Annotated in this window: 16 protein-coding genes, 1 tRNA gene and 1 pseudogene; 9 read left to right on the top strand and 9 right to left on the bottom strand. The window is 53.3% G+C overall.

The genetic code is table 11. The annotated features are described in order from the left end of the window. The 4 genes from G560_RS0114265 to G560_RS21225 form a co-directional block, all read left to right on the top strand. A partial coding sequence (locus G560_RS0114265) for an ATP-binding protein (RefSeq protein ID WP_022704681.1) occupies positions 1-264 on the top strand: 264 nt, incomplete at its 5' end. 21 nt (positions 265-285) lie between these two features. Further along, complete coding sequence (locus tag G560_RS0114260; RefSeq protein ID WP_162140867.1) at positions 286-807, top strand: hypothetical protein; 522 nt, start codon at positions 286-288, stop codon at positions 805-807. Continuing rightward, positions 804-1,535: a hypothetical protein gene (locus G560_RS20375; protein ID WP_022704977.1), complete on the top strand. Its 732-nt coding sequence runs from the start codon at positions 804-806 to the stop codon at positions 1,533-1,535. Before G560_RS0114260 ends, G560_RS20375 begins: the two co-directional genes overlap by 4 nt. A gap of 395 nt (positions 1,536-1,930) precedes the next feature. Continuing rightward, entirely contained in the window at positions 1,931-2,107 is a 177-nt protein-coding gene (locus G560_RS21225; RefSeq protein ID WP_022704975.1) for a hypothetical protein, read from the top strand. Between the two features lie 56 nt (positions 2,108-2,163). Here G560_RS21225 and G560_RS0114240 read toward each other — a convergent pair whose 3' ends face one another. Further along, positions 2,164-3,222 (bottom strand): IS110 family RNA-guided transposase, encoded by a 1,059-nt coding sequence (locus G560_RS0114240; protein WP_022704974.1) that lies wholly within the window; start codon positions 3,220-3,222, stop codon positions 2,164-2,166. Between the two features lie 263 nt (positions 3,223-3,485). Between G560_RS0114240 and G560_RS0114235 the strand changes: the two genes are divergently transcribed. The 3 genes and pseudogenes from G560_RS0114235 to G560_RS21775 form a co-directional block, all read left to right on the top strand. Then, positions 3,486-5,618 carry a CHAT domain-containing protein gene (locus G560_RS0114235; RefSeq protein ID WP_022704973.1) on the top strand — a complete coding sequence of 711 codons (2,133 nt, stop codon included), beginning with the start codon at positions 3,486-3,488 and terminating at the stop codon, positions 5,616-5,618. A 489-nt stretch (positions 5,619-6,107) separates the two neighbouring features. Beyond that, a complete protein-coding gene (locus G560_RS0114230; protein ID WP_022704972.1) occupies positions 6,108-6,587 on the top strand; it encodes a hypothetical protein in 480 nt (159 codons plus the stop codon). A gap of 134 nt (positions 6,588-6,721) precedes the next feature. Continuing rightward, a pseudogene (locus G560_RS21775) lies at positions 6,722-7,000 on the top strand (winged helix-turn-helix domain-containing protein); the annotation flags it as partial. 703 nt (positions 7,001-7,703) lie between these two features. Here G560_RS21775 and G560_RS21770 read toward each other — a convergent pair. From G560_RS21770 to G560_RS21060, 3 genes are all read right to left on the bottom strand, one after another. After that, the gene (locus G560_RS21770; RefSeq protein WP_420835085.1) at positions 7,704-8,519 is read right to left on the bottom strand and encodes a metallophosphoesterase; all 816 of its coding nucleotides are present in this window, start codon (positions 8,517-8,519) and stop codon (positions 7,704-7,706) included. Positions 8,520-8,682: 163 nt separating this feature from the next. Beyond that, on the bottom strand, positions 8,683-9,744 hold the full coding sequence (locus G560_RS20365) for an AAA family ATPase (RefSeq protein WP_022704970.1): 1,062 nt from the start codon (positions 9,742-9,744) through the stop codon (positions 8,683-8,685). A 281-nt stretch (positions 9,745-10,025) separates the two neighbouring features. Beyond that, the gene (locus G560_RS21060) at positions 10,026-10,301 is read right to left on the bottom strand and encodes a hypothetical protein (protein ID WP_155947293.1); all 276 of its coding nucleotides are present in this window, start codon (positions 10,299-10,301) and stop codon (positions 10,026-10,028) included. A gap of 87 nt (positions 10,302-10,388) precedes the next feature. Between G560_RS21060 and G560_RS0114215 the strand changes: the two genes are divergently transcribed. Continuing rightward, entirely contained in the window at positions 10,389-12,263 is a 1,875-nt protein-coding gene (locus G560_RS0114215; RefSeq protein ID WP_162140868.1) for a TniQ family protein, read from the top strand. Between the two features lie 193 nt (positions 12,264-12,456). Here the strand turns inward: G560_RS0114215 and G560_RS0114210 are convergent. The 3 genes from G560_RS0114210 to G560_RS0114200 form a co-directional block, all read right to left on the bottom strand. After that, a tRNA-Arg gene (locus tag G560_RS0114210) sits at positions 12,457-12,533 on the bottom strand. Between the two features lie 184 nt (positions 12,534-12,717). Beyond that, positions 12,718-13,176: a GNAT family N-acetyltransferase gene (locus tag G560_RS0114205; protein WP_022704968.1), complete on the bottom strand. Its 459-nt coding sequence runs from the start codon at positions 13,174-13,176 to the stop codon at positions 12,718-12,720. A 1-nt stretch (position 13,177) separates the two neighbouring features. Continuing rightward, positions 13,178-13,489, bottom strand: a complete 312-nt coding sequence (locus tag G560_RS0114200; protein WP_028914119.1) for an ETC complex I subunit — start codon at positions 13,487-13,489, stop codon at positions 13,178-13,180. A 343-nt stretch (positions 13,490-13,832) separates the two neighbouring features. Here G560_RS0114200 and uvrB point away from each other — a divergent pair, with 343 nt between their 5' ends. Further along, complete coding sequence (gene uvrB, locus G560_RS0114195) at positions 13,833-16,013, top strand: excinuclease ABC subunit UvrB (RefSeq protein ID WP_022704966.1); 2,181 nt, start codon at positions 13,833-13,835, stop codon at positions 16,011-16,013. Positions 16,014-16,017: 4 nt separating this feature from the next. Here uvrB and G560_RS0114190 read toward each other — a convergent pair whose 3' ends face one another. Then, positions 16,018-16,272 (bottom strand): GlsB/YeaQ/YmgE family stress response membrane protein, encoded by a 255-nt coding sequence (locus G560_RS0114190; RefSeq protein WP_022704965.1) that lies wholly within the window; start codon positions 16,270-16,272, stop codon positions 16,018-16,020. Positions 16,273-16,358: 86 nt separating this feature from the next. Next, positions 16,359-16,676, bottom strand: coding sequence for an antibiotic biosynthesis monooxygenase family protein (locus G560_RS0114185; protein ID WP_022704964.1), 318 nt, complete (start codon positions 16,674-16,676; stop codon positions 16,359-16,361). Between the last annotated feature and the right edge of the window lie 42 nt (positions 16,677-16,718).

Genomic DNA, 16,718 nt, shown 5'->3' with positions numbered 1-16,718 from the left:
CCGTTCAGTGCCTCTGGCGGTGCATTGCTCTTCCACCTTCTGAGCAAGCTGTATGAACGCACCAGCGTCATCATCACCACCAACCTGAGCTTCAGCGAATGGGCCAGCGTGTTCGGCGATGCCAAGATGACCACCGCACTGCTCGATCGTCTTACCCATCGCTGCCACATCCTCGAGACTGGCAATGACAGCTACCGCTTCAAGGCCAGCTCCGAAACAGCGAAGAAAAAGCGAAAGGAGGCAACAGCATTGACGCCATCATGACATAGAGAACATAACTAATGGGTGGGTCAAATCGCGGTGACAATGCCGGGTCAGTTCTCAGTGACAATCAACACTCTCGGGACAGCCAGCACAGGGGCCGCCCTTGCAGGATTGTCAGGCGCGGCCAAAACCACCGCCACTCTGTATTGGGTGGGAGGTCTTGTCGGTGGTGGCGTTGCTGCCGGCACCGCAGTTCTGGGGGTGGGTGCCGTGGGTGCCGGTATCTATGGATCCATCAAAATCCGGCGCGCAATTTTGGGACACGCACGACGCACAGAAGGTCTTTCCGAAGAAGAGCAGGCGATCCTAAAGGCGGCAGATGCTCTGATTGCGGCAATCCAAAATACCCTCAATTCTGATGCAGAGGTAACAGGTCGCGAAATGGCTCTGATGTCGCGCATTGGGATCACGCCGCTCCTGGCTCGAATCGATCTAGCCTTTACAGAAAACCGGTTCGACGACCTGAAAATCTACAACCGCGCGCGACTCCGTGGGCATGTGAACAATTTCCGGTCCTTACAGACCCGTCTGGAAAACGCATGAGACATCATCGCAGTGCGGCAGTCGCAATCGCCGTTACCCTTCAGCAATTGATCGCTGGAAAAGTATCCGGCTGGACCGCAGATCAAGAACTGGTGCTCGATGCACTCCGCCGCTCGAAGACATCACTTGGTCAGGCATCAGACGATGAACTGGGCGCGTATGTCTGTGGCATGAATCCTGATCAACTGCGTGGTGTCACGTCGAATGTGAAGGGTATCTTTCACGAAATGCTGGTGGCTCAGGCGGAAAATCTGGACGGAGATACCGTAACGGCCAGTCTGTTCGACGCAACCAACCATCCAGGTGCCGACATCGAATTTTGGATAGAGGATAATGTGATCCATGAGGTGCAGCTCAAAGCGGTGCAGGGTCCGTCCGCGATCGTAGAGCACTTCGCACGTTACCCGGACACCGACATTATGGTTACATCCGAAGCTTTTGCCGCCAGCGGCGATGCGTTCGCCGGTCGGCTATTCGACTCCAATGTAAGCAACGATGAAATCGCAGATCTGACCCGCAAGACGCTTGAAGACTTGGCAGGTGAAAGCCTCGGCCACTTGATCCAAGACGGGGTTATGACATCGGTCCTCGTAGGCGGCGCTCTCCAAGCAAAGGCAGCGCTTACGGGTCAAGTGGTTGATGCACGTCAGCTCAGGTCCATGCTGGAGCTGGTCGGTATCGGCGCTGGCACGGCTTTGACAATGGATGTGCTTCTGAACCTGATTTGATGTTAGAATCAGCGCTCTAACGATTTACCTAAAACAAGGGTTTGTTGAGCGGCAATCTGCTGTCGTTAATGTTGAATTCTGCGAGGAATTGGCCCCAGTTTTCCGAAACGCCTTGACCCACTGGCATCAAGAATTCCGCCGGCTTTTCATGAGATTATCATGTTGCAGAGGGCTCAGCGCCAAATGAAAAAATTGGTCAATCCGACACGGAAATCAAAACATCGACTTATTCGCGGATGCCGAACGTTTCGAGTGTCAACTTCGAACTATTTTTCCGATGGAAGCGCTTGGCCTTGGGTAGTCCCCCAATTTTCAACTGGGCGAATAGCCAGAGAACTCGCGCTTCCGGTTTCCTGTGCCGACCATGCCTTGGCTAGCGTAATCGGCCCAAATGTATGTACCGGCTGCTGTTCGCAAATGATTTCTGGCATGTTCTCGGAAGTCGCTCATATGTATCCGGCCTGTTGATCGACACGCGGGTCGTGGCCTTGTTGGGGTTACGCTCGCACCGTGATCTCATTACCGGACAGGTCGATTTTGACCATTTGGGCCGTCAGACTCTGGGGGCGTAATATTTCCGTTCCATGCTTTCTATCTATCGCGAACTTCTTTGGATCTTGGTTGTGCCTTAGACGCCAGCCATGATCTCATCTCTGGGCGCATCAAACGCCGTTTTATGTCTCAATATGCTCCACGCCATCCGGGCCAATTTGTTCGCCAAAGCGATTGCCAGCTTATTGCGATGCATTCGCTCTGATGCGCGGGTGAGCCATGCACCGAAGCTGAAGTCCGGCCATCGGTGGGGTCGCATCAGGATAACCTTAGCCGCCTGAACGAACAGCATGCGTAAATACCTGCTTCCACGTTTGGTGATCCGTCCCAATATAGTTCGGCCGCCCGTGCTGTATTGTCGAGGGACCAACCCCACCCAAGCCGCAAAGTCACGACCACGATCAAAGGCCTCACCTTCACCGACAGCCGCCACCATCGCCGTCGAGATCATCGGGCCAATTCCAGGCACCGTCATCACGTTGACGCAGTTCTCTTCCGTCCGGCTGATGTCCTCGATCTCTTTTGAGACTGTATCGATCCGATCATCCATCCACATCCAATCACCATAGAGCCCGATGAGTATCTTGCGCATCCGCAGTGATATCTCATCTTTGCGTTCTTCAAGAATGGTTTCGAAGGAATTCTTCAACGCGCGCAGACCTTTGCGCACCGTTATGCCCTGTTCGATCAGGAACGCACGGATCTGATTGATTGTTGCTGTTCGACGCGACACCAGACGTGACCGCACGCGATGCAATGCTTGCAAATCGAGCTGGTCTTGGCTCTTCTCGGAGACTGCATTCAAGTTCGGACGCAGCGCCGCTTCAGCGATGGCTTCCGCGTCATTATAGTCGTTCTTCTGGCCCTTATTGAACGGTTTTACGTAGATCGCTGGAATAATCCGAGGCTCAAAACCCATCTTGCGCAGCGTGCGACTGACAAAGTGAGCACTCAGACACGCCTCCATTCCGACAATACAACGCGGCAACTTTTCGAACATCGTGACCAATGCAAGGCGTTTGATCTGCTTACGCAGAACACGCTGCCCATCGTGATCAAAACCAACAATGTGAAATGTGTCTTTACCAATATCGATGCCAACCGACATCAGATCATCAAACTCAACCTTCGCCATGCTACTTCTCCTATATGCAGGTGAAACTAAGCTCAGTCTAACCTGCTGGGTGAAGCAGCCGGTACATCCCATTAGCGGAAATTTGCGGGCTGCCTGATGCCGCACGGCAGCTTCGTAAGGAAGTCAGAGTTCCTTCTCGACGAAAATCAGGCTAATCTGCCGTGTAACATAGTGGTTCCTACTGTTTTTCAGGTTCTGAACCCTCCGCTACTACCTGTCGCGCTACAGGTATAATTTTGTAATCATCGAGAGAATTCCAATAAATGCCATCGCTTAAAGAGATGTTTCAATACTTCAGTAAGGTTCAACCTTCCAATTTTTTGTGGGAGTCTGATTTTGACTGGACAGATGAAGCTGGCTTAAATCTCGCGCAAGCACTGTTTCAAGATACTATTTTATCTCAGAAACTTGAGCAAAAAGGATTTCTTGAACGCGGAGTTTTTTTGCGAAAAGACCTTTCCGCTTTGACTGTTTCAGTGATTAGAGAGCAGGATCATCTTATCATTGACGCTATAAAGTTTGCCGTCTCTCAACCCTTCATTCATCGGCTCAAAAACGTTGGGGAGCTGGCCCAAGCCTACGATTGGATATTATGGTCGATATCGCGCAACTACAAAATTAACGGAGGAGGCGAAGAAGCCGATTTTTCACTTCCACCCTTTGACCGCGCGAGTGGAACCATAAACAATTTCTCCATTCAGTTCCTCACTGACTGGATCTCGTCTGCCTACTATGTAGCAGTAAAGTTCGGTGGATTGGATGAACTTGCAAGAAATCACTTTTACTACTGCTTAGGGCACGCGATCTCGGAAGCAGATGGCCCAGATGCTGGTTCTGGAATAGAGGCGTTGTTATTTCTAATAAACTGGGCCGCACATGTCGACCATGAAACTCTTCCCGATCTAATAGCCTCAGCTGAGAGCTGGTTAGAAATGCCATTAATTACCGACGAACAGAAAGTTAGGTTCGCCAGCTTGCTGATTGGACCTGGGTCAAAATATGCAACGAGGCCTCCAGAGGAGGTCGCAGCACATTTTCTTGCAACCTACCCAGGAGGGTTTCGTGATCATGAGCGCCTTCAATTTTTGAATGTCGCAACAACTTGCCACGAGAAGTGGTTGGAGCGAAAAGTTGAGATCATTCACGAGATCCAGAAGTTTCGTGCCGTCGTGGAGAGCAGCCAAGGAAACAGAATCAGAACAGATATTGTAATGGAGGCGCGCATTACGCTCCTCTACCCGCTGCTCCTACTGCTGAGCAAAGACGCTGATCTGGGCGCCGTGATAGAGGTCCTAAGTTCATGGTATGGGAGGCCATATGACCCGGAGATGGCTCAGCAAACACTTCTCGTTATGCCTAATAATGGCGATGGTGTTGCTTGGGTCGGGCCTGACACGTCGTGGTCACCAGACGACCAAGACGTTCTCTCGAGCCTGGAGCAGATGCTTGGTGTCGCGTCGGAAGCCTTCAATGACTATTTTCGCGGACCTGCCGGTGACAGAAATCCGAAAATTAACTTCAGACTTCGTGGCGCGCCGGCCCCAGAAAATGGTCCGGCATTGGAAAAACAAGTCCTGGACCACTATAAAATTGAGGAAGCGTCAAAAGTTATTTCCAAGAATGCCAATCTTAAATTTTTACTCCCCTTCCCAAACCACCCCGTTCCGCTTACTCCGCTGGTAGACAGGGATCTAATTCAGGGTTTGTCTCAAAATATATCGCTTTCATCTCGCTTCGCCGCTCCCGAGGTTAAACGAGTTCTGATATGGCCCGGGGAAACGCACACCACCGAGGTCGAAGTTGACGCGATTTCAAGATTAGGAATGGAGGTAGGAATAGATGTTCAGGTTTGGGCAGGCCCTACCGGTAAAAAGGAATTTTGTGAATTTTGGTCGTCTTGGGATTATGAACTTTTATGGATAACTGGTCACGGAAATCATGATCCTAACGACGTTCTGGAAAGTGGCCTTGTGCTCGAAAACTATGAAGTTTTCAATATCGAGGATTTCTCCTGCCTTCCGAAGCCGGAACGATCGCGGGCCATCGTAGCAAATATCTGTAGCGGTGGAGCTGCGAGAATGATTGGCGGGATTGGCTCGACTGGAGTGGCCAGCGCCATTACAGCAGATGTTCAGGCGACAGTTACTCACAACTGGCCCATTGACACATACGCGGCGCTGGCATTCGGCGTCGTATATTTCTCATGTATAAGGGATCGAGGTTTGGTCGGTGGCCTAAGTGCATCGCGAGAAATATTGAGTTCTCAAGAAAAAATAGTAGCCCATTTAGGGGCATATATCGGCGACCACGAAGTTGTAAGAATTTTGGGTTCAGATCACGCCAAGCCTCGATTGGAGAGCATATTGTCATGGGGTGCGGCAACCTTATACTGTTAATGTGTGTGACTGTTGAATTCTGCGAGGAATTGATCCCCAGTTTTCCGAAACGCCTTGACCCACTGGCATCAAGAATTCCGCCGCCTTTTCATGAGATTATCATGTTGCAGAGGGCTCAGCGCCAAATGAAAAAAAATGGGTCAATCCGACACGGAAATCAACACCCAGAGATTTCAGCTTGCTGGACAAGGGCTATGGCCGGGCAATTTCTGCGGCAGTAGAAGAAAGGCCATGCCCGGCGGGGAACCGATGGGCACAGAACTTGATGAACTAAGGCTACAACGCCTATCAGGTCAAATATTTCGCTTGCTTTCAGTCCGGCTAAGAAATCGGGGAGGAAGTAGTCTTAACCTGTTCCCTGTCATCGGATCGGGTCGATATCTGAAATTGGCGTCGGTTCCGGAGCCGATAGTCAGTCTGGTCGAATAAAGGCACCTTGTTTGCAACAAAAATCTGCATGAGGATGTTCCTTTAAAAAGAGGCAGAGCAATGGACCTGAAAACTAAAACACCTGAGCAACTTGAGCTGATCATATCTCGCCACAGAGATGCGGGCAAAATGACCGCCGAGCTATGCGTCGCTGCAATGGCTGAGCTTTCGACCAGAATCGTCAAGGGTTTCGAACTGAAGCGGGCAATTGATCACCTGATCGAAGCAGCAAAAACAGGCGCACCTACCGACTTCAAGCATCTGGCTATCGCGTCCGGTGTGTTCGATGAAAGCAAAGACAATTGGGGCAATTGGGTAACCGGCGCTCTAAATCTCGATCGTCTTTGCATCTACTGCGTTCACAACGAGTTGCCGCAACTGACAGCAATGTTGGGGAATGCTGGCGGCAAGACAAACGAAGCTGTATGTGAGGGCTTTTTGAAGGGCCTCGACGCCGCTGGAATTGAGTATAGCGGTGATGCCCGTGCGATATACGAACAACACCGCGAAGTCTGCATCCGCTGGGGCAGAACTGCATAGGGGGCCATTCCTTCGAGAGTCAAACGACACTCCGATTGATTTCCATTCACTGTTCATACCCCATTGCCAGCAACCTATTGTCAGCTAACATATCAGCCAAATGGCCGTTTCGCGCCATTTCGGGGAGATTTCGCGTGAAGGTTTACGAAGACAAGATAGATGGTGCTCCGCAATTTGTAAGTTACTTTCGTCCAGTTCTTGACACGCTTCGAACGCTTGGTAGGCCTGCAAAACCGCGTGAGGTTTTCGCAAGTATTGCGGATAAGTATGGCATTCCTGATGAAATCCGCGATCAGGTGAATTCCAACGGGAAGCCAAAGTTTGAGAACAGCATTGCTTGGGCAAGGTTTTATTTAACAAAAGCCGGTTTAATGTATGCGCCTGAGCGTGGCGTTTGGGCGCTGACTGAGGCTGGCTTGGCGGCTGATCTTTCAGACGAAGCGGCTGTCGCACTTTTCAAAGGGGTGCAAACGAAGTTCAAAGGCAAAGAAGATGACGAATCGGCGCCCGAGGATGAAGTTGTCCCGGATGGAACAAACTACTGGTTCGTCGGTGCCAGTTGGGACAATGTTGATCAAACTGACAGGTTCGTTTCTGACGCGATTTGGGCAAACGGTTATGACGATAAGTTTTCAAAACTTGTGCGGCAGATGAAGTTAGGCGACCGGATTGCGATCAAGACATCATATGTTCGCAAAAAGGACGTGCCATTTGAAAACTACGGGCGCCCAGTAAGTGCTATGAAGATCAAGGCGGTCGGCACAATTACCGGCGTTCGTGATGATGGCCAAACCGTTGACGTGAATTGGGAGGCTTTGGATCCTGCGCGGGAATGGTTTTTATATACCTATCGCACAACCGTCGTCCGCGCGCGCATTGAAGATGATGAACTAGCGAGACGCTTGGTGGCTTTTACGTTCGAGAATGGGGAACAGGATTACGCTCACTTCTTGAAACAGCCCTACTGGGCAGAAAAATTCGCCATTGAAGCAGAGCCTCTGAGCGTTATTGAAGGCGACACCGAGGCGACTGAAGATAATTCTATAGCAATCACCTATACGGTTGAGGATATCATCGCCGAAGGTGGCTTTATGTCCACTGATGCTCTGACCAACATCATGCGCCGCTTGGGCGACAAAAAGAACCTAATTCTGCAGGGAGCCCCAGGGACGGGCAAACCCCTGCCATCCGCAGTTCCGCGTGTTTGTGCGTATGGCCAAACAGCCAAGCTTCGGGCTTATACTTTTCGATCTCATCTGTCAGATCGCTCGCGAAACAGGGCGAGAGGGGCGTCATTTCTCCGATTGCGGCTGAAGATGGCGCATGATGTGTCACGACCGCCGTTTTGCCTGCCCACGACCGAGACAGCTCCGACAACAACCACGCTTTGTGCTTTTGATGCACAGCTATGGTGTCATTTGGGTGCAGCTGTCGTTCAGGATTACCAACCGTGATGGCGTAGTCTGCATAATCAGGCATCATGTTTCGTGCATCCAATTGTGAATCTGCAGCGGCGTCTTTGCCGTTTGCTCCGAACAGATTCATGTCGGTCCACAGTGTTGCCATAAGAACTTGCGTGCTTCCCAAAACGATGCGCCGACATTGGCCAAAATTGCAGCCCGCCTCAGCGCAGATACGTTCAAGCTGATCATCTAACGTGCTGATATTACCACCGTAATAGTCATGATTTCCGGGGACAATCACGGTCTTTGCCGAGGGATAGAGCGTGCCAAGCCAACGCAATGCAGACGGCCATTTACCGATTGCAAACTCGGCCAAATCGCCCGCGACAATCATGACGTCCGCTTCTCGTCCGACGCGAAATATTGCCTCACCAAGACGGGCCAAAAAACCACCATCTGTGATTTCGTCGAGGTGGAGGTCTGCCAGAACAAAAAGTTTCACGATACGTGCTCCTGAGATTGCTTTCATGACACAATTCGAAATGGGAAAATAACGACGACTTTGGCACCCTCCCATTGTTTGTGTTGTTGCATCGAGAGCCAAGCAATAAACGAGACAACGGTTCTGCCCCGTCAATCTGATTGTTTCCAAGCAGGGTGCTGTCGGCCCTTGAAAGAGAGCCGACACAGTTTCAATTGTAAATCGCTTTAGGGCGCGACCTCACCGCTTCGGCCAACCGTCCGATCTGCCGGAGGCTAATCCCACCTGAACTATCCGACATCTGCTCGATGAAGCTGCGGCAACGATCCAACTCCTCTTCATCTGTCGTTTCCGACGATGATGACAGCCGATCAAAATGCGCCATTGCGTCGACTGCAGAAAGCTGTGGCAAGACGAACACGCGTGAGCGGTCGCGCAAAGGTGCGGGAATCCGGTCCACATCATTTGCGGTCATAATCCACATGACCCGCGACATATTGAACGGGATCCTGTGAAACGGGCATTCGAAATGCCGCGCGGTGTTCGGTTCAAGCATTTGCAGCAATGAGGTCGTCAAACTACTGGATGAACCGCGCGTGCTGTAGGCGGTGCCTGCCTTGTCGACTTCGTCGACGATCATCAACGGGTTGGCGACCCTAGATGCTAGGATCGTCTCAACTGGAATACCGGGTTGTTCGGTTCCCCAACCTTTTTCAGTGCCACTGATGCGGAAACCTGCGCTTCCGCCGCCCACGTCGATCATGCGGACCGGCAGGCCAGCCAGCTCTGCGAACCTTCGTGCGTAATGAGATTTGCCGATACCCGGTGGGCCTGTGAGGATCATCGGCGGCAGCGCGGCACCGTGCCCGCCTTCTGCTACATGCCGAAGCATCTGGTGCATGATCCAAGTCGAAACATCGCGCATCCAGCCGCTTTCGGCATGTAGCGCGGCGACCAGTGCGTGGACTTCATCAGCCGTTATGGGCCCGATCAGTCTGCCGCCCTTTTGCGCCAGCGCGATGATCGCAGGCCGCGCGTCAGCTTTGACCGAGGATAGCCCTGCCTCTTGAAGGCGGCGCTTATGTGCGTCGGCGGCTAGGTTCTTGGCTTTACGTTCCATGATGAAGTCCAGCTTTGCCTTGCGGTCATAGCCATGGATGTTCCGCCGCATCGTGGTCCAAAACGCCAAAAAGCGAGCCTCCATGTCTTCGAGGCGGGGGACGTCAAGCATCGTTGGCAACACTGCCAGCCGGTCATTTGAGCCATTATACATTTCGATGTCGCTCCTTGTTCATTGGCGACAAAAGGCTCGCGACAGCGAAGGAAACAGCGGCGTGGAATATGGATCGGATATTGGACATGATGATCTCCTGATGTTTGATATCCGGGAGAACCGTGGGCATAGGCCCAGCCGAAATGGCATCAATGCTGTAGAGGAAATGACAGACAAGACCGGCCCCCGGGGAGGGGTTCAGATGGCGCTAATCGCGCGCTGAATATGCGGTATGTTTCTTGTCATGGTGTGGAAATGATACTTGGTGATCCCTCCGAGTGTCAATTAGAAATCACATCGCACGTAGCAGTAGCCCATTGATCTAAAATATTTTTCTTGATTTTCATTTTTTTAAATGGTTTGCACTGCCTGCCTTTTGACATCTCAAGACCGGCTCGGCATCTCCCATCCGGGGCGACCGAGGTGCCGCCTGAGCGACCAAATGCTTCTTGAAGTGCTTGCCTCTTCTGCGGGTGTGTTAAGCATGCGGACAGTGATGCTTGCTGCTTTCGCTGCCCTAAACTTCGTGGTGAATGGTCAGATTTTGTCTGTTCCATTGCAGTGCAGCTTTGCGAGCGATACTGATATTGTGATCATTGCCGATAGATCAAATCATCCCCTAACGCGTCTGGATCATCTGTTTCGTGCCAAACACTTTAATTTTCGGACTTCCGCCGGAGCCCCGCGAAACCGTTCCCTCTTACGTGTCCCGGCTGGCCGCATCAAAGGGCGTAACCGCTCAGCGTTTCTGTCTGGATATGGGCGTCTCGCTCAAGCGCGTTATCAATCTGGACGAACCGGCGATTTCCGGTCTTGCGAAATGGGGCGGCCTTAACGATCAGGATCTGGAGGAAATGCTGTCTTGGACTGGCGTCCCGTCCGGCGATGTCCGAATGCGGTTCCGAGGCGAAACTTTCGGTTCACGTGCATTGCGGAACCCGGTCATGCGCGGCTGCCCAAGATGTCTGGCCGAAGATGCAGCACGACTTCCCGATGAACCGCTGGCAGTCATGGTCATGCGCGGCGAATGGCAATTGCGGGATGCAGGCATATGCCTTCGACACGAAAGCCCGCTGACTGAGCTCTGGTCCGTCACAAGGTTAGACCACCGCCTCGATTTTTGCTCTCGACTCGAGGAAATCCGGGAGGCGCTCTTGTCCGGCTCCTTCGATCAGGCTTGTTTAGAACCTGCGCCCTACGACAACTGGCTTGATGCAAGGCTGGAGAACGGGGTGGACACAACTTGGCTTAACGGCATCCCCCTTTACGCAGCGACAACAATCTCCGGGCTGTTGGGGGCTGAACTCGTCGCAGCAGAAGGCGATACCATCGTCTCTCCAGCGCATCGGCATCGGCTCGCTTTGGTGAAAGGCTTTGACGCTTTAAAGGATGGAGAGGATGCTTTCAGGGGTGTCCTTGACTGGCTGGCTGCCCGTGCCAGTGGGTTCCTCGATGAACCAGGTAAGGCATTCGGCAACCTGTTTTGGAAGCTTTCGCGGGATTTTCTGGACGATGATGCATTTGCACCTTTCCGGGAGATCCTTCGCACATGCATTCTTTCGCATTGGCCGTATGCAGCTGGCGACGTTCTTCTGGGTGACCCCGTGAAGGAACGCCATTTGCACTCGATTGTTACGGCGGCCCGCGAGACGGGGATATCGGTCTTTAACCTCGACGCGATGCTCACCGAAGCGGGCGCATTTGCGTTGGAAGATGGACGTCCACATAGCCGCAAGACCTTTATTGCCCGGGACTTCGCGGCTCTTCTCGAAGAAATCCCAACCCGGATTGGCCCAGGAGAAATGCGGGCCGCGATGGGGGCAACCAAAACGGCTTTCGCCGCATTGGAGCAGGATTGCGTGCTTGTGCCCCGCACCCGTGCAGCGAAAATTTTGGCCAGATGGCGCGTTGCAGACGGCCTCGCCTTGGTAGAAGAACTTTCGGCACTTGCGGTCCAAGAATCTGCTGAGGAGGGCACATGGGAAGCCTTGCAGATAGCTACGTCGCGCAGTCGGATCGGTATAGGTGTCATTCTCGACGCGGTGCGGTCAGGTGCGGTAGCCATCGCCCGTTCCGATAGATCTGGGAGATACAATGCCTTCGTGGTGCGCGCTGCTGACATAAACGCGCTGGCTGATAGACTGCCCAAGCTCGACACCGAGGCCCGGACACTGACAGACTCGATCTCCGCCGCCGCCTTCGGGCGCTCGATTGGCTTGCGGAATGCAGGACAGTTTTTGGCGTTGGCCCAGACCGGTCATGTTCAGACCCAAGAGATTTTGCATCCCCATACGAGGCAAATGCAGTATCGAATGTCTCATGACGATATAACTGCTTTCCACAATAAGTTCCTGACACTCGCGACCATCGAGACAGAGTTTGGTCTGCACCGGAACACGATTCTGGCCAAACTACGCGCGCACGGCGCAAAGCCTTTCTCTGCCGATGGCCAGGCCTTCGGTATGATCTGGCTGCGCGAAACGATTGAGGTAATCTTTGCCAAAAGCCGCGGCTCGTAATGCCTTAGGAGCGTCAAAACCCGCCGCAATAAGGTGGAACGTAAAATTACACGAGAAATCAAAAGCTTGTTAGAAATATTTTGGGCTGTCGATTTTGTTCTTGACAGGGGGTCTGCATGAAAACGCCAAAACGTGCATGCTTATGCCGCGTTGGCAGGTCTTTGGATGTCGAACAACATCAAACACAAAAAAATGGCGATCCCGGGAGGACTCGAACCCCCAACAACCTGATTAGAAGTCAGGTGCTCTATCCAGTTGAGCTACGGGACCGTGGGCGTTTGATAGCGGTTCGGAAAACGGTTCGCAAGCCACTGCGTTTTTCCTAATCCGTTGTAGTTCTATTCTTGTTCTGGCCCCAGACCCGCCGCTTAGAAGACGGCCGCCCTATCCAGCGGAGCTATTGGCCCGCAATATATCCCTTTTGGTCAAGACCAGAATGCCGTGCAAGGGGGCCTTACAGCGCAAAGGTCATGAAAATGCTGTTCGGGTCTGGGCCATAGCCTTCGAACGGTGGGCAATCCTGAAATCCGGCCTTTTGATACAGGGCCACCGCCGCTATGAAGGTTGGCTGGATCCCCGTCTCAAGGCTTAGCCGCCGAAAGCCCATCGCGCGCGCCTCATCTATCAGATGGGTCAACATGCGTTTCGACAGTCCGCGCCCCCGCACCTCGGCCAATACATGCATGGATTTTATTTCCGCATGGATTTCATTGATCCGTTTGAATGCCCCCATGCCAACCGGCACCCCCACATCGCGCATCACAAAAAATGAAACCTCGGGCACCGCCAATTGCCCCGCATCCATCATATGAATGCTTTCAGCGGGCGTATCGGCATGGCATGCTGCCGTGTGCCGCGCCATCAGCAAGGACAAATCGGCCCCTAGCGGGCTTTCGGCCGCGATCGAGATCATCTTAGTGGGTCCAGACACCGCGCCGGTTGGTCGCGAAATTGTCACCATAGCCACCGGGGCGAATATTGGCCTTGCGGGTTTTCGGCTCGGATACAGTGTAGTCGATCCCGTGGGTCTTGGCGTAGGCTTCTGCGGCGTCGCGGCTGTCAAACCGCAGCCGCACTTGCGAGTTCATATCATCACTCGATGTCCAACCCATCAGCGGATCAACTGACCGCGCCGACGCAGGCACAAATTCCAGCGTCCAGTTTTTCGTCTTGGCTGTCCCAGATTGCATTGCGTTGCGGGCTGGCTGAAAAATACGGGCGCGCATGGAGGGCTCCTTAGAATTTGCTGGGGCCATATGGCGGAAAAAAGGGGGGATTTGCAAGGGCTTTGCCATGTTAGACACAGGATTGGGGATGGGGTGCTGCCGACCAATCGCTGGGGTGTGGGTGGGGTGTCTGGTACGATTGGTCGACAGTCTTTGCTGCTTGCCTTTATACCCTGCAACATGGCTTCGGATAACTCAACCAAAAGATGCAATCTTATTTCAGATATTCTATAAAATTGAATTTCATTTGATAACCTTCCTGAAATCTCGGTTAACAACGGGTTAATCTGCCCTTGAACCAGAACAAAAACAGATCAAATCTAGGGGGCGCAAAGGAATCACCATGCCCCATAACAACATGAACGCCCCAGCCCTCCGCCCCGAGGTTCTGACACGGCCCAAACTGGAAGGCGGGCGGCGGTTCAAACTGTCCACCCCGTTTGAACCCGCAGGCGACCAGCCCACGGCGATTGTGGAACTGTCGAATGGTATCACCAGCGGCGAACGCGATCAGGTTTTGCTGGGGGCCACGGGCACGGGCAAAACGTTCACCATGGCCAAGGTGATTGAACAAACCCAGCGTCCAGCCATCATCCTTGCCCCCAACAAAACCTTGGCGGCGCAATTATACGGCGAATTTAAAGGGTTTTTTCCCGATAATGCCGTCGAATATTTCGTCAGCTACTACGATTATTACCAACCCGAAGCCTATGTCGCCCGCTCCGACACGTTCATCGAAAAAGAATCGCAGATTAACGAACAGATCGACCGAATGCGCCACTCGGCCACCCGTGCGCTGCTGGAACGCGATGATGTGATCATTATCGCGTCCGTGTCGTGCATCTACGGCATCGGTTCGGTCGAAACCTATTCCGCGATGACGCAAGATTTGGTCACGGGGCAAAACTATAATCAGCGCGACATCATCGGCGAATTGGTCGCCCAGCAATACCGCCGCAATGACCAAGCCTTTCAGCGCGGCAGTTTCCGCGTGCGTGGCGACAGCCTGGAGGTTTGGCCCGCCCACCTTGACGACCGCGCATGGCGGTTTTCGTTTTTCGGGGAAGAGCTTGAAACGATTATCGAGTTTGATCCGCTGACGGGCGCCAAAACCGATACATTTGACCAAATCCGCATCTATGCCAACAGCCACTACGTTACCCCGCGCCCGACGATGAACCAAGCCATCATCGGCATTAAAAAAGAGCTGCGGATGCGGCTGGACCAGCTAACGTCCGAGGGAAAATTGCTCGAGGCGCAGCGGTTGGAGCAGCGCTGTTCGTTTGACCTTGAGATGCTAGAGGCAACGGGCGTTTGCAGCGGCATTGAAAACTATTCCCGCTATCTTACGGGCCGCGCACCGGGCGAGCCGCCACCCACATTGTTCGAATTCATCCCCGACAATGCCATTGTTTTTGCGGACGAATCCCACGTGTCTGTCCCGCAAATCGGCGGCATGTACAAAGGCGACTTTCGGCGCAAGATGACGCTGGCCGAACACGGGTTCCGCCTGCCATCCTGCATGGACAACCGTCCGTTAAAATTTGAAGAATGGGATGCGATGCGCCCGCAATCCATTTTCGTTTCCGCCACCCCGTCGAAATGGGAATTGGAACAGGCGGGCGGCGTCTTCACCGAACAGGTTATCCGCCCCACAGGGCTGATCGACCCGATGGTCGAAATTCGCCCCGTCGACTCCCAAGTGGATGACCTGCTGGATGAAATCCGCCGCGTGGCTTTGGCGGGGTTGCGCGTACTGGTGACCGTGCTGACCAAACGCATGGCCGAGGATTTGACCGAATATTTCCACGAACAAGGCATCCGCATTCGCTATATGCACTCGGACATCGACACCATTGAACGCATTGAAATCCTTCGTGATTTGCGGCTGGGGGCGTTTGATGTGCTGGTCGGCATCAACCTGTTGCGCGAAGGTTTGGACATTCCCGAATGTGGCCTCGTCGCCATTCTGGACGCCGATAAAGAGGGCTTTTTGCGCTCGGAAACCTCGCTGATCCAAACCATCGGCCGCGCCGCGCGCAACTCTGATGGCCGCGTGATCATGTACGCCGACCGGATTACCGGTTCGATGGAACGCGCGATCGGCGAAACCAACCGCCGCCGCGATAAACAAATTGCCTATAACACCCTGCACGGGATCACCCCCACCACGGTGAAAAAGAACGTCGAGGATGTGCTGGCCGGCCTGTGGAAAGGCGATACCGATCAGTCGCGCATCACCGCGAAAATCGACAAGCCGATGGTCGGCTCCAACCTTGCAGCCCACCTTGACGGGTTGCGCGTTCAAATGCGCAAAGCCGCCGAAAACCTTGAATTTGAAGAGGCCGCTCGCCTGCGTGATGAGGTCAAACGGCTGGAAGCGGTGGAACTCGCCATCGCCGACGACCCGCTCGCCCGTCAGTCGGTGGTTGAAGAGGCGGTCGAGGACGCACAGAAAATGGCAGGCCGGTCTACCGCAGGCCGCGCCGGTATGCGGGGCGGCAAACCACGGCGGGGGCGTTGACGCCTTAGACGCGTTTGACCAAGCGGATCAGGAACAGTACGATCACCGCGCCAACCGTGGCATGGATGATAGAGGCAAGAATACCGCCGCCAAACCCAAGGCCCAGCATCGGGAATATCCATCCGGCGACCAAGGCACCGACAATTCCGATAACGATATTGCCAATGATACCATAGCCATAACCTTTGACAATCAGTCCTGCCAACCAGCCCGCCACGCCACCAACGATCAAAATCACGATAAGGCTTTGCGCTACCATAGTTGTCTCTCCTCTGTGAAAGGATTACGTCCCTAGCCTCAGCCTACCGCAATCTTCCCGAGATGGGTAAACCAATATTCTCCTGCTCAAAACGCCTCGACCACCTCATACATTACGGGTTCGAACCGGCTGCACAGACCTGAAATCACGCGGTTGCGTTCGCGCATTTCCGGCGTGCGCAGCATCGCCTGAAAATCCTCTCGCCGTTGCCATTTCGAATAATTGGCAATCCGTGTCTGCGCGTCATTCATGTGCAACCCTGCCCCGAGAAACCCCGGCTGGTGGCGGATGAACGCGGCATAGGCATCTTGCAATGCCTCCATCAAATCCGCCGCTGTCCCCGGGGTCATCTCGAATGTGGTAATAACGGTTTGGCCGTTAAAGTCTTTCGCAATATCTGGCATCGGTACACCCTCCCTTTTAGCCATCATGGCACAGGTTTGCGC

This window comes from Pseudorhodobacter ferrugineus DSM 5888 (assembly GCF_000420745.1).
GTDB classification, from domain to species: Bacteria; Pseudomonadota; Alphaproteobacteria; order Rhodobacterales; family Rhodobacteraceae; genus Pseudorhodobacter; species Pseudorhodobacter ferrugineus.
The sequence above is the reverse complement of the archived record's forward strand: the minus strand, read 5'-3'. Positions and strand labels throughout refer to the sequence as shown.